We start from the raw sequence: 12,213 nt of genomic DNA on the forward strand, positions 1-12,213 counted from the left end.
AACGTCACCTCTGCGGAGTGCTTGGATCGAACAATTTCGATCTAAACGACAGATGAACGTGGACCAAACAGTGACAACTGGATCGGAAAAGTTCGATGCAGTGGATCGACGGGTGTGGCCGCACGGACCACCGGGAGGGGTAGGAGCTAGTCGAGCGGAACGGCGAGCTCGGCGAGAAGCCCGCGTACCCGGCGCTCGAGGTCGTCACGGATCGCCCGGACCTCGATGACACCCAGGCCGGCAGGGTCCGCCACGGCCCAATTCTCATAGCGCCGGCCGGGGAAGACCGGGCAGGCGTCCCCGCAGCCCATGGTGACCACGACGTCCGCGGCACGGACGACTTCGTCGGTCCAGGGCTTGGGGTACTCGCCGGAGATGTCGATGCCCCGTTCGGCCATGACTGCGATCGCGGCGGGGTTGACCCGCGTGTCCGGTTCGGAGCCGCCGGACCAGGCGATGGCCCGGCCATTGGCGAGCTGGGAGAAGAGGCCCATCGCCATCTGAGAGCGCCCTGCGTTGTGGGTGCACAGGAACAGCGCGACGGGAGTCCCCATGATTGCCTTGCCTTCGACCTTCGCCAGGGCGCGCAGCCGCTGGCGGGCGAAGCGTTCGGCGAGCAGTGGCAGGTAGTTGATGACGACGGCCCGATCGGCGAACTCGTCGTAGGAGGTGTGCAGGAACCGCTCGATGGTCTCGGGCCCGAAGGTCCCGTCGAACTCTCGGGCCAGGTTCGACGCAGCCGTCCGGAGCGCCAGCACTTGATCTATTGACAGCTCGGGTCGGCGGGCGGTGACCGGCATGGGTCCTCCTCAGGTGACGGGCCGGATCGCGGGAGCGATCCGGGAGATGCGGTCGGTGAGCTCGTCCACGGCCTGATCGAAGGCGGTGTCCTCGCCGCTGCGTGCCGGGTCGGAGACCGACCAGTGCAGCCGGTCAGGCCCGGCGCCGAGCTCCTCATGGGCCGAGTCGCAGACCGTGATCACGACGTCGTCGGGGTGGAGAACTTCGTTGAGATGCCGCGGAGTCGCGGGGGTCAACGCGAGGTGGTGGCGGCGCGCGGCTGACACGGCCCCCGGGTGTACGGCCGGCGCCGGGTGCGTCCCAGCCGATGTGACGGGAACGGCGCTCTCGCTCGACCACAACGCCGCCGCGAGCTGTGAGCGGGCGGAGTTCTCGGTGCATACAAAGACCACCCGCACCGCGTCCCGTGTAACGGTGGGGCGAAGTGTGTTGAGCGCTCCCGGGGCGAGCGCCAGGTAGGTGCGGCGGCGATCACCCTCGGACCGGCGCCGGGCGACTACACCCGCCCGCTCCAGTACGCGGACGTGGTGGGCCATCAGGTTGGACGGCATGTCGAGCAGTTGCTGGAGCTCCGAGGGGGAGGCCTCCCCGAGTACGAGGGCGTCGACGATCGCCAGTCGGCCAGGGTCGCCCAGCGCGGCGTGTGCAGCCGCCCGAGCTGTGAGGTCGCTCTGTTCAACATCCATTGAGTCAATGATGGCTGAGCTACTGGACGGCCGTCAATGGGAGGGTCCGATCGGCCCCTTCGGCGGTTTGCGCGGACAAGATTCGCCCGCACCTGACGATCTCGGCGCTCGGCTGCTCGCAGTCCCTGCGCGGCCACTGTCGCCGCCAGCAGTGAGAACTGCCGGTCAAGATCAGGCGCGCAGCGCCGACTGAGTAGCACGACCGGTCTTGACCGGGCGGGATGACTCCGCCACTATTGACTCAATGTTTACTGAGTTACCCTCTCGAGCTGGTGATGTTGTGGCCTTGTGCAGAGTCCTCTGCTCCTCGGTAATCCCTCGCAGCTCCTAGGGAGGCCGCCCTGCGTCAGCGCTCGCGGCGACACGCTGCCACGTAGTGCTCCAGGCGGGCGTTCCTCAAGATCGACCCTTCCCACATCTTGGTGCTCCTGACTAGATCACCGTTCTCGCGACTGTCTGATCTCCGACTTCCTCACTGAAGTGGAAACGGGCTCCGGATATCACGGCGAGGTGGCGACCGTGAAACGTCTACCTTGGATGCAGGGCGAAAGGCTCGGCGGGCGTCGACCATCTCTGATGGCCGACGACGAAGGGGGCGCCGGGCGCCGGCCAGTAGCGGCCGGCGCAGCCGTGCTCGACGTCTCGGCTCGCCGTGTGCTCGTAGAGGGACACGTCGTGCACCTGCCGCACCGAGAAGTGGTGCTCCTCGAGGTGCTCATGTGTAGCGCCGGGCGAGTGATCGACGCGGATGAGATACCAGTGGCGATACACGGTCAGATTGCTGACCCGCAGCTTGTGGACAAGCTGGCGCGTCGCCTCATCCGCCGCCTCGCGGTAAGCCCGTTGTTGCCGCCGTTGGTCGAACGGGTCGGACCACACGGATACCGCCTCGCATCGATCGGGACGGATTTCTGACGTCCGGGGCGACCTGAAAACGCTTCGGGACCTCGGCGCCATCGCGGTACGTCAAGAACTGATCGCGGGCTCGTCAGTCGAGCGGTGCCGAGATGCCGGAGGCGGGAGTCTCGTCAGGCACGAGGACCGCGGAGAGTTGCCGCAGAGCCGCGGTTTCCGCGCGGTAGTAGACCCAGGTTCCGCGCCGCTCGCCTGTGATCAGGCCGGCCTCGCGGAGCACTCGGAGATGGTGGCTGATCGTCGGGCCGGTCAGGTCGAATGCGGCGCTCACATCGCACACGCACGCCTCACCGCCGGGATGTGAGGCGATCAGCGACAGCAGTCGCAGGCGGACCGGGTCGCCCAGGGCTTTGAAAGCGCGGGAGAGGTCAACGGCCTGGGCTGGCGAGAGCGGCTCTCGTACCAGCGGGGCACAGCAACCCACCTGGTCGTCCAGGAGGACGAGCAGCTGCTCCTGATTCGGCACCTCTCTACCTTGACAGACGTCGAACCAGGCGTGCAACCTTTGTATCGACAGATGTCTAATCAAGGGGAGTGGTGGGTATGTCGCGCGTGCAGCTGGCTTTGCGGGTGTCGGACCTGGAGGCATCGATCGCGTTCTACCGGTCGTTGTTCGGGACGGAGCCGGCCAAACGACGCCCCGGCTACGCCAACTTCGCCATCGCCGAGCCCCCACTCAAGCTGGTGCTCATCGAGGGCGGCGCGGATGAGCCGACGGTGCTCGACCACCTCGGCGTCGAGGTCGAGACCACCGACGAGGTCAACGCCGCCACCTCGCGGCTGTCGGGGCTGGGGCTGTTCACCGACGTCGAGAACGACACCACCTGTTGCTACGCGCTGCAGGACAAGGTGTGGGTCCGCGGCCCAGGCGCGGAGCCGTGGGAGGTCTACACCGTCAAGGCCGACGCACCGGACGCCACCTCGATCCACCCGGTGGGCACTGACTCGATCGGCAGCTGCGAATGCGGCACGCCCGCGCGGGAGGACTCCACCGGAGAGGCCGCTGTCGCCGACGCTCCGTGCTGCGCGCCGGTGACGGCCAGCTGACGACGCAGCTGATCGGCGGCGTGCCGCCCCGCCGGCAGCGCGCCGCCGATCCCTCCGGTACGGGGTGATGTCGCTCGTTTGTCAGTCGGTTGTCGGCGCCTTCTCGCGCACGGGAGCAGGGACGCTCCCGGCGATGAGGATGGCTGCCACCGCTGCCAGCACGGCCAGCAGGAGGAAGACGTTGGCGTAGCCTCCGAGCACATCGGCGAGCGCTGCGCCTGCCCAGGGGGCGAGCGCGGTAGCGAACATCGCGGGCGCCGCGAGCAGGCCGCCGAGGCGGCCGTAGTGCGCCGATCCCCAGCGTTCGCTGATCGACGTGGCTTGGAGCAGGGTGAGAATCCCACGGGCCGCGCCGACCAGCATTCCCACGGCGATCAGTAGTGCCGCGGGGCCGGGCAGGACTGCCATCAGGGCAGTGGTGACGGCGCCGGCGCCGATGATCAGCACACCGCGGGTGCGGACCCCGGTCGTGCGGGTGATCAGGCCGTAGGCGAACCGGCCGAGGACCTGGCCGACGCCGCCCAGGCCCAGTGCCCAGGCCGCCGTGGTCATCGATAGTCCGTGCTCGAGCAGAAGCGGGATCTGGTTGACCACCACCGCGAAGGCGCTGAACGTCGCGAGCCCGATCGCGACCACCAGCAGAATGAACGGTCGGCCGCGGGCGATCGCGCCTGGGTCCTGTTCCACCTCGTGGGGCGGTGGCTGCGGCCATGCTCCGCGCAGGCCGAACAGGTGGGCGGGGATCGTGATTGCGGCCAGGATCACGGCCAGCACGAGGTAGGTCTGGCGCCACTCGAACCGTTCGACCAGTGCTGCGGTCGACGGGGCGAAGATCGTGCTCGACAGTCCGGCCAGCAGAGTCAGCACGGTGAGCGCGGTGACATGGCGAGGCCCCCACCAGCGGGTCAGCGCCGCGAACGCTGGCTGGTAGAGCACCCCGCCCATGGCAATCCCGGCCAGCGCCCACGCGGCGAAGAACCACGGCAGCGATCTCGCCGTCGCGATCCCCAGCACCGCCGGCACGGCCAGCACCGACCCGATGGTCATCACCGGACGCGGACCCCAGCGGTCGAGCCACCGCCCGGCGGGGATGCCAACTAGTGCGGAGATCACCAGGCCGAGGGAGAACGCGGCGGTGATCGTGCTGACCGACCAGCCGGTGTCGGCGGCGATGCCCGGGGCGAGGACCGGGAAGGCGTAGTACAGCACGCCCCAGCTGACGATCTCGGTGACGCACAGGACGATGAGCACCCGACGTAGCCCAGCACGGGACAGGGCGCCGGGCTCCGCGATCATCCGTTCAGGCTGCACCAGACTCGACTCCTCCACCGGCGCCGCCATGCTGCGCCGCGAGCGTCTGCTCGGGCGGAACAGCAGGCGGGACGCTGCCCGCAGCCAGGGCGGCCGCGAGCAGCGCGACTCCGCTGAGGAGCCAGAACAGGGTGGGGTAGCCACCGAGCACCCCTGACAGGGCGGCGCCGGCCCAGGGCGCGAGGGCAGTGGCGACCATGGCCGGGGCGGTCAGGATCCCGTTGAGCCGTCCATAGTGCGCAGCCCCCAGCGATCGCTGATGGCGGTGGCCTGCAGCAGGGTGAACACGCCGCGAGCGGCGCCGACGAGCATCGCTGCGGCGATCAGCAGCGCGGCCGGGCCGGGGAGCACGGCCAGCAGCACGGTGGCCGCGGCGAAGGCGGCGAGGATGAGCACCCCGCGTAGCCGCACGCTGGTGCGGGCGGTAAGGGTGCCATAGCCCAGCCGTCCGAGCACCTGCCCGAGTCCGCCCAGCCCAAGCGCCCAGGCCGCGGTAGAGGTCGACAGGCCCCGCCCGATCAGCAGGGGGACCTGGTTGACGACGACGGCGAACCCGGCGAAGGTGCCGAGCCCGATCGCGGCGACCAGCAGCACGAACGCCCGGCTGCGTGCGATCAGGCCGGGCGCGCCGTGGACGTGCTTGTGATGCTCGACCGGGTCGGCACGGGGCCAGCGCCCGTGCAGCCCGAACAGGTGCGCCGGGATCGTGACTGCGGCGAGAACGGCGGCCAGGACGAGGTAGGTGTGGCGCCAGGCCAGGTGCTCGGCCAGGGTCGCGGTCAGTGGGGCGAAGACGGTGCTGGCCAGACCGCCCGACAGCGTGACGGCGGTCAGCGCAGTGACTCGCCGTGGTCCCCACCAGCGGGTCAGTGCGGCGAACGCGGGCTGGTAGAGCACGCACGCCATGGCCACCCCGGCCAGGGCCCAGGCGGCGAAGAACCATGGCAGGGACGGGGCGGTGGCGATGCCCAGCAGTGCTGGTGCGGCCAGTACCGACCCGCCGGTCATGATCAGACGCGGGCCGAACCGGTCGAGCCAGCGCCCGGCGGGGATACCGACCAGCGCGGAGACGACCAGGCCGAGGGAGAACGCGGCGGTGATCGTGCCGATCGACCAGCCGGTGTCGGCGGCGATGCCCGGGGCGAGGACAGGGAAGGCGTAGTACAGGATCCCCCAGCTGGTGATCTCGGTGACGCACAGGACGGTGAGCACCCGGCGGAGCCCGCCGCGGGACAGGGCGGCGGGCTCCACAGAGGTCTGTTGCGGCTGCACAGGCATTTGCCTGCCCGGTCAGCGGTCCGCTCCGGCCCCCGTCGAAGAGGCTAGGGACAGCTCGACCGGCGCCGTCGGGCCGCAACACCCGTCCGCCGCTGCCTCGGCGTCGTCGGTCTGATCGACCAGCCCACCGCCGGAGCACACGCCGGTCTCGGGCAGCACCAGCTCGACCCGTTCGGCGGCCTCCCGGTCACCGGCGATCGCGGCGACGACGGAGCGGACCTGCTCGTAACCGGTCAGCGACAGGAACGTCGGCGCGCGCCCGTAGCTCTTCATCCCCACCAAGTAGAGGCTCGGCTCGGGCTGGGCCAACTCCACCGCGCCGTGCGGGTACACGGTGCCGCAAGAGTGCACGTTCGGGTCGATCAGCGGCGCGAGCGCCCGCGGGGCCTGCAGCACCGGGTCGAGGTCCAGCCGAATCTCGGACAGGAAGCTCAGGTCCGGGCGGAAGCCGGTCAGCGCCAGGACCTCGTCCACCGGGCCCGTCCTGGCCCCATCGAACGACTCCAACACCAGTCGATCGCTGTCGCGGTGCACGGCGCTGGTGCGGAACCGGGTCACCGTGGTGATGTGCCCGGCCGCCACGGCCTGGGCGGCGCGCTGCCCCAATGCGCCGCGGGCGGGCAGCTGGTCGGCTTCCCCACCGCCGAAGGTGTCGCCCACCTCGCCGCGGCGCAGTAACCAGAGCACGTGGGTGCCGGGTGCGTCCTCGGCAAGCTCGGCCAACGCCACGAGTGCGGTCAGTGCCGAGTGGCCGCTGCCGGCGACCGCGATGCGCGTGCCCGCGTAACGGGCCCGCTCACCCGGGTCGGTCAGGTCCGGCACCCGGTACCGGATTCGATCTGCGGCCGCGTGCTCGCCCAGCGCGGGCAGCCCGTCCCCGCCCAGCGGGTTGGGCAGTCCCCACGTCCCGGACGCGTCGATCACCGCTCGCGCCGTGATCCGCTCCTCCCCATCGGGGGTCTGGACCCGCACCGTGAGCGGCTCGGCCGTACGCGCGGCGTCGACAACGCGATCCCAGCCCAGCCGTGCCACCCCGACGACCCGGGCCCCGTATCGCACCTGATCATCGAGCACGTCGGCCAGCGGCTGCAGATAGCGCTGCGCCCACTCCGCCCCGGTCGGGTAGGCGTCCACGTCTGGTGCCACCCACCCGGTCGGAGCCAGCAGCTTCGCCCCAGCGGCATCGACGAGCTCACCCCAACGGGAGAACAGCCGCACGTGATTCCACTGCCGCACCGCCGCACCCGCCGCCGGGCCCGCCTCCAGCACCAGCGGCGTCAGTCCACGGCTCACCAGGTGCGCCGCCGCAGCCAGACCGGCTGGCCCCGCACCGATCACGACGACCGGCAGTCCGGTCCCGTTTGCAACGTCCGTCATGACGTCCTCCATCGATGTGCGTCGATCCAACGACCGTCACTTTATCGATGCTCATCGATTGACGCATCGATGTGGGCCGATAAAGTGTCCTCATGAGCGCGCCTGTGACCCTGACCGTCGTGCCGCCACCCCAGCCCGGGCAGCAGCTGTCGACCCAGGACGCGGCGACCTACGCGGAGTGGTTCGCCTGCCTGGCCGAGCCGATGCGGGTACGGCTGCTGCACGCGGTCGCCGTGGCCGGGCGCGAGGTGACGGTCGGAGAGCTGACCGCGCAGCTGGCCATCAGCCAGTCCACGTGCTCACACCACCTGCGCAAGCTCGCCGACGTCGGGTTCGTACAGCTGCGCAAGGAACGCACCGCCACGCTGGTATCGGTCAACCCGACCTGCTGCACCGGGCTGCCGCACGCCGCGGACGCGGTAATGGGCATGCTCGGGCCGCGCCCGTGCTGCCCGCAGGACCTGCCCGCCGACGTCACCATGCGCGCCCTCGAACCCGACGACTGGGCGGCCGTGCGCCGCATTTACGCCGAAGGCATCGCCACCGGCAACGCCACCTTCGACACCACCGTGCCCGACCGCCGCTCACTCGATCACGCCTGGCTCCTCGGCCACCGCTGGGTCGCCGAGCTCGACGGCCAGGTCGTCGGCTGGGCCACCGCACGCGCGGTCTCCACCCAGCCCACCTATGCCGGGGTGGCCGAGACCGCGATCTACGTCGGCGACGGGTTCCGCGGCCGCGGGGTCGGCAAGGCACTGATCCACCGGCAGGTCACCGCCGCCGACGCCGCCGGCCTTTGGACCCTGCAGACGACGATCTTTCCCGAGAACCGCGCCGCGATCGCACTGCACCAGTCCGCCGGATTCCGCACCATCGGCCTGCGCGAACGCATCGGCCAACACCACGGCGTCTGGCGCGACACCGTCCTCCTCGAGCGCCGCCGCACCGACGACGTCTAGCCCCGGGCCCGCAAAGCACACGACTGCGCAGCTCTCGCGGCCCTATACCCCCGAACCCACCGTTCCTCGTCCATGCGGAGAACTAGATCTTTGAGGTGGCCATGAACAGCCCCGACGCGATCGTCATCGGCGCCGGCCAATCCGGCCTCGCCGCCGCCCACGCACTCACCGCCCGCGGTCTGCGGCCCGTGGTGCTCGAAACCGGACCCGAACCAGTCGGGTCCTGGCCGCACTACTACGACAGCCTCACCCTCTTCTCCCCGGCCGCCTACAGCACCCTGCCCGGCCTGCCGTTCCCCGGCGACCCACAGCGCTACCCCCACCGCGACGAGGTCGCGGACTACCTGCGCCGCTACGCCGCCACCCTCGACGCCGACATCCAGACGGGACAACGCGTCCTCGAGGTACAGACCGACGGCGCCGGCTTCGCCGTACACACCCCCACCCGGACCCTCACGACGCCGCTGCTTATCGCGGCCACTGGCGGGTTCGGCAACCCGTACCGGCCTCCGCTGCCCGGGCTGGACGCCTTCACCGGCGAGATCCTGCACGCCAGTGAGTACCGGTCTCCGGACCGGTTCGCCGGGCAGCACGTCGTGATCGTCGGCGCCGGGAACTCCGCGGTCCAGATCGGCGTCGAACTCGCCCACCACGCCCGCGTCACGCTGGCCACCCGCAACGCCGTGACGTTCGTGCCGCAACGTCCGCTGGGCCGCGACCTGCACTACTGGTTCACCGCATTTGGCATCGACCACCTGCCCATCGGCCCGCAGCTGCGTAACAAACCGACCGTGCCAGTCTTCGACACCGGCGCCTATCGATCCGCGATCAACGCCGACCAGCCACGCCGCGTGCCGCTGTTCACCGACGTCGACGGCGCTCGCGTCACCTGGCCCGACGGACACAGCGAACACGTCGACACGATCCTGCTCGCCACCGGCTACCGCCCCGACCTGGGCTACCTGGCCAAGCTCGGCGCGCTCGACCGCACCGGGGCGCCGCAACAGCTGCGCGGCCTGTCCACCACGCATCCCGGCCTGGGCTACGTCGGGATCGAATGGCAACGCAGCCTCGCCTCCGCCAGCCTCCGCGGCGTCGGCAGGGACGCGGACTACGTCACCGCCCACCTGCTGCGCCGGGTCAACGTCCGCGCTCGGTGTTGTGCCGCCCTGCGCAGCTGATACCTGTCAATGCCTACGCGCATGCCGTCACCGCACCGAGACATCCAATTCGCACATTCGAACCGGACGAACCCGCGGCAGCGGAGCTGCCTTTAGGCCTAGAACGGTTTCACGGCGCTAGTGCCATCCCGGCGACGCTGCGGCGAAGAAGTCCCGATCATTTATCAACGGTGACATGATCACCTTTGATGCCTAGAGTAAGCGCGGAGCTGCGTCCCCATTCCTGGCAAGCGTGACGGAGGCACTCAGGTGCAGATCATGCAGCACGGATCGCGGATCTTGGTCGGGGCAGTGGGTCTTGCCGCCACTGGCGTTCTGCTGCTCGCCGGCTGCGCGCAGCCCACGCGGGTTGGTGGCGACGCCGGGAATATCGCCAACGATGCCGCAAGTTTTTCCGGCACCGCACGCGGCGCTGGCGCTACCTCGGCGGAGGTCGCGATGCAAACCTGGATCACCGGTTTCACAGCCGACAACCCTGATGCGTTCATCGACTACAAGCCGGTTGGCTCGGGTGCCGGTCTCGAACAGTTCGCCGCCGGCGATGTTGACTTTGCCGCCAGTGACGAGAGCTTGGCCGACCAGGAGCTCGCCAAGGCCAACGCCCGCTGCGGCGGTGAAATCGTCCAGGTCCCGCTGTACGTGTCACCGATCGCGATCGTCTACAACGTGCCGGGTGTGACCGACCTACAGCTGGCTCCGTCGACCTTGGCCGGGATCTTCGACCACCAGATCACCAACTGGAACGATCCCCTGATCGCTGCGGACAACCCGGGAAAGACGCGGCCCCTGCTGACGATCACCACGGTTAGTCGCGCGGACCGGTCCGGCACCACCAACAATTTCACCGACTACCTGAAAGCCGCGTCCGGCTTCAGCGGATGGCGGCATCAGGTCAGTGACGCCTGGCCGGCGCCAAGCGGGGTCGCCGCCCAGGGCACGTCGAACGTCGTCCATGCGGTGACGGAACGCGCCGGGGCGATCGGTTACGTCGACGCGAGCCAGGCCCGCAGCCTCAGCACAGCCAAGATCAAGGTCGGTAACGAGTACGTTGGGCCGAGCGCAGAGGCGGCCGCCAAGGTGCTGGAGACGGCCAAGCGTGCGGATAACCAGGGCAGGTACTCGTTCGCATTGACCCTCGACCGCGACACCACGGCGTCAGGTACGTACCCGGTGGTCCTCGTGTCGTACGGGATCGCGTGCGCCAAGTACCCCAACTTCGCCAAGGCCGCGCTGGTCAGGGGCGTCTTTACCTACCTGGCCAGCGCAAAGGGTCAGGCCGCGGCTGCCAAAGCCGCGGGCTCGGCACCGCTCAGTGAGGCAGTGCGCACCCAGATCACCCCTGCCGTAGAGGCCATCTCCGCCGGTCCCACCTAAGCCTGAATCCGCCGCGCGATCGTGGGACGATCTTGGTTGGCTGAATGTCCAATGTGGCGATCCCCGTTCCTCCAGGCGTCTCGTGCGGCCGCTTAAGCGTTGTTGCTAGTAGCGGCTGTGGTGTATCCGGAGCTGCCGTCTTGTAGGCGGTAGGTCGGTTCGATCCGGCCATGACGTCGCGGGTGACGTCCTTGACGCCGTCGCAATGACGGCGAAGCGGGCAATCTGGCCGGGGGCCGTGTCGTAGGTCAGAGGCCAGCCGGAAACGTGTAGGGCTGGGGCGGGACGACCGGGCCTCCGACGTCGAGCTGGATCAGGGCGTGCGCGTCGAGCGGGATGGCGCGTGGGTCACCGTTCACCTGCTTCCCATTGACGAACGCGGTGACCGGCCCGGTCAGCGAGCCGACCTGGTTGGGCCCCAGCGGCTGGTGCCAGACGTCGAAAAAGTCCCCGAGCGTGAAGGTTCGCTGCACGGGGGACTCGACGTGGATCACGCCGGTCTCGTCGTGGGTGTGCAGCCAGTAGATGGCGCTGCCGGCGTCGACGAACGGCCCGTTCTGCGACGACTCGAGCTGATAGGGCGGCACGATCCCGACTCCGTAGGGCACCAGCTTCTGCTGCCCGTTCACGTAGATCTGCAGGTGCGCGTGGATGTGGAAGACCAGCTGCTCGGTCGAGTTGGCCTCCACCCCGTCGACCGGAGCACCGTTGGCCTCCCCCGCGGTGGTCGCGACCAGGGCAGCATTGGTGTCCATCCGCGATGCCGATGACGCCCCGGCGGCCGAAGGGCGGCTGGTCGTCACCGCGAGGATGGCGATCACCAGCACGATGACGAGAGCGCCGCCGCCACCGATCCACCAGCCCCATGCCCGGGTACGGCGGGCGGAGGCCACCGATCCGCCTCGGGCCCGGGCTCGCGCCGAGGACGCAGCCGGATGTCGTTGACGGGCTCCCTTTCCCATACAGCTATCATCCTACGGTCTCCGTACGGAGGCAGTAGATGATGCTGTGCGTCACGTTATCCGCGCATGAGCCGCCCCGATGGAGGTGCGGTCGTAGGTTCGAATGTATGCGCTCGCCGCAGCGTTCAGCCGTGACCCGGTCGACGACCACAGGGACTGCTGGCGGGGACAAGCTGGGCGATGTTGCGCCGCCACGTGGAGAGGCGACCCAGGGCGGGCCGAATCGTGGAAATCGTCGAGGAGCTGGAGATTGTGAAGTCTGGCGAGCACGTGTTGCGGCCCCCGGTGGTGACGACGGGGGTGACCTGGACGGAGAGCAGGC

General features: G+C 69.4%; 11 protein-coding genes and 1 pseudogene. 4 read left to right on the forward strand and 8 right to left on the reverse strand.

Annotated features, from left to right (window positions below; translation table 11 throughout):
- Positions 1-146: 146 nt before the first annotated feature.
- The 4 genes from MMF94_RS05980 to MMF94_RS05995 form a co-directional block, all read right to left on the reverse strand.
- The gene (locus MMF94_RS05980; protein ID WP_241035255.1) at positions 147-800 is read right to left on the reverse strand and encodes an arsenate reductase ArsC; all 654 of its coding nucleotides are present in this window, start codon (positions 798-800) and stop codon (positions 147-149) included.
- A 9-nt stretch (positions 801-809) separates the two neighbouring features.
- The gene (locus MMF94_RS05985; RefSeq protein ID WP_241035256.1) at positions 810-1,487 is read right to left on the reverse strand and encodes an arsenate reductase/protein-tyrosine-phosphatase family protein; all 678 of its coding nucleotides are present in this window, start codon (positions 1,485-1,487) and stop codon (positions 810-812) included.
- Positions 1,488-2,015: 528 nt separating this feature from the next.
- Complete coding sequence (locus MMF94_RS05990; protein ID WP_241035257.1) at positions 2,016-2,366, reverse strand: hypothetical protein; 351 nt, start codon at positions 2,364-2,366, stop codon at positions 2,016-2,018.
- Between the two features lie 109 nt (positions 2,367-2,475).
- Positions 2,476-2,868 carry an ArsR/SmtB family transcription factor gene (locus MMF94_RS05995; RefSeq protein ID WP_241035258.1) on the reverse strand — a complete coding sequence of 131 codons (393 nt, stop codon included), beginning with the start codon at positions 2,866-2,868 and terminating at the stop codon, positions 2,476-2,478.
- 77 nt (positions 2,869-2,945) lie between these two features.
- Between MMF94_RS05995 and MMF94_RS06000 the strand changes: the two genes are divergently transcribed.
- Positions 2,946-3,449 carry an ArsI/CadI family heavy metal resistance metalloenzyme gene (locus MMF94_RS06000; RefSeq protein WP_241035259.1) on the forward strand — a complete coding sequence of 168 codons (504 nt, stop codon included), beginning with the start codon at positions 2,946-2,948 and terminating at the stop codon, positions 3,447-3,449.
- Between the two features lie 81 nt (positions 3,450-3,530).
- Here MMF94_RS06000 and MMF94_RS06005 read toward each other — a convergent pair whose 3' ends face one another.
- The 3 genes and pseudogenes from MMF94_RS06005 to MMF94_RS06015 all read right to left on the reverse strand — a co-directional run bounded on the left by MMF94_RS06005 (position 3,531) and on the right by MMF94_RS06015 (position 7,415).
- Positions 3,531-4,745: an MFS transporter gene (locus tag MMF94_RS06005; RefSeq protein WP_241035260.1), complete on the reverse strand. Its 1,215-nt coding sequence runs from the start codon at positions 4,743-4,745 to the stop codon at positions 3,531-3,533.
- Positions 4,746-4,749: 4 nt separating this feature from the next.
- Positions 4,750-6,038 (reverse strand): annotated as a pseudogene (locus MMF94_RS06010) (MFS transporter).
- A 12-nt stretch (positions 6,039-6,050) separates the two neighbouring features.
- Complete coding sequence (locus MMF94_RS06015; RefSeq protein WP_241035261.1) at positions 6,051-7,415, reverse strand: NAD(P)-binding domain-containing protein; 1,365 nt, start codon at positions 7,413-7,415, stop codon at positions 6,051-6,053.
- Between the two features lie 92 nt (positions 7,416-7,507).
- Here MMF94_RS06015 and MMF94_RS06020 point away from each other — a divergent pair, with 92 nt between their 5' ends.
- The 3 genes from MMF94_RS06020 (at position 7,508) to MMF94_RS06030 (ending at position 10,929) form a co-directional block, all read left to right on the forward strand.
- Positions 7,508-8,374, forward strand: coding sequence for a helix-turn-helix domain-containing GNAT family N-acetyltransferase (locus MMF94_RS06020; protein WP_241035262.1), 867 nt, complete (start codon positions 7,508-7,510; stop codon positions 8,372-8,374).
- A gap of 101 nt (positions 8,375-8,475) precedes the next feature.
- Positions 8,476-9,555: a flavin-containing monooxygenase gene (locus tag MMF94_RS06025; protein ID WP_241035263.1), complete on the forward strand. Its 1,080-nt coding sequence runs from the start codon at positions 8,476-8,478 to the stop codon at positions 9,553-9,555.
- A 258-nt stretch (positions 9,556-9,813) separates the two neighbouring features.
- Entirely contained in the window at positions 9,814-10,929 is a 1,116-nt protein-coding gene (locus tag MMF94_RS06030; protein WP_241035384.1) for a phosphate ABC transporter substrate-binding protein PstS, read from the forward strand.
- A gap of 248 nt (positions 10,930-11,177) precedes the next feature.
- On the opposite strand, the gene MMF94_RS06035 is transcribed toward MMF94_RS06030, so the two are convergent.
- Complete coding sequence (locus MMF94_RS06035) at positions 11,178-11,822, reverse strand: hypothetical protein (RefSeq protein ID WP_241035264.1); 645 nt, start codon at positions 11,820-11,822, stop codon at positions 11,178-11,180.
- Positions 11,823-12,213 lie beyond the last annotated feature (391 nt).

It is taken from the genome of Pseudonocardia alaniniphila (assembly GCF_022524485.1).
Lineage (GTDB): Bacteria > Actinomycetota > Actinomycetes > Mycobacteriales > Pseudonocardiaceae > Pseudonocardia > Pseudonocardia alaniniphila.

Bases quoted from the DNA above. Each gene is read 5' to 3' on its own strand.
- MMF94_RS05980 (WP_241035255.1), bottom strand. From the start codon at position 800: ATGCCGGTCACCGCCCGCCGACCCGAGCTGTCAATAGATCAAGTGCTG.
- MMF94_RS05985 (WP_241035256.1), bottom strand. From the start codon at position 1,487: ATGGATGTTGAACAGAGCGACCTCACAGCTCGGGCGGCTGCACACGCC.
- MMF94_RS06000 (WP_241035259.1), top strand. From the start codon at position 2,946: ATGTCGCGCGTGCAGCTGGCTTTGCGGGTGTCGGACCTGGAGGCATCG.
- MMF94_RS06005 (WP_241035260.1), bottom strand. From the start codon at position 4,745: ATGATCGCGGAGCCCGGCGCCCTGTCCCGTGCTGGGCTACGTCGGGTG.
- MMF94_RS06015 (WP_241035261.1), bottom strand. From the start codon at position 7,415: ATGACGGACGTTGCAAACGGGACCGGACTGCCGGTCGTCGTGATCGGT.
- MMF94_RS06020 (WP_241035262.1), top strand. From the start codon at position 7,508: ATGAGCGCGCCTGTGACCCTGACCGTCGTGCCGCCACCCCAGCCCGGG.
- MMF94_RS06025 (WP_241035263.1), top strand. From the start codon at position 8,476: ATGAACAGCCCCGACGCGATCGTCATCGGCGCCGGCCAATCCGGCCTC.
- MMF94_RS06030 (WP_241035384.1), top strand. From the start codon at position 9,814: ATGCAGCACGGATCGCGGATCTTGGTCGGGGCAGTGGGTCTTGCCGCC.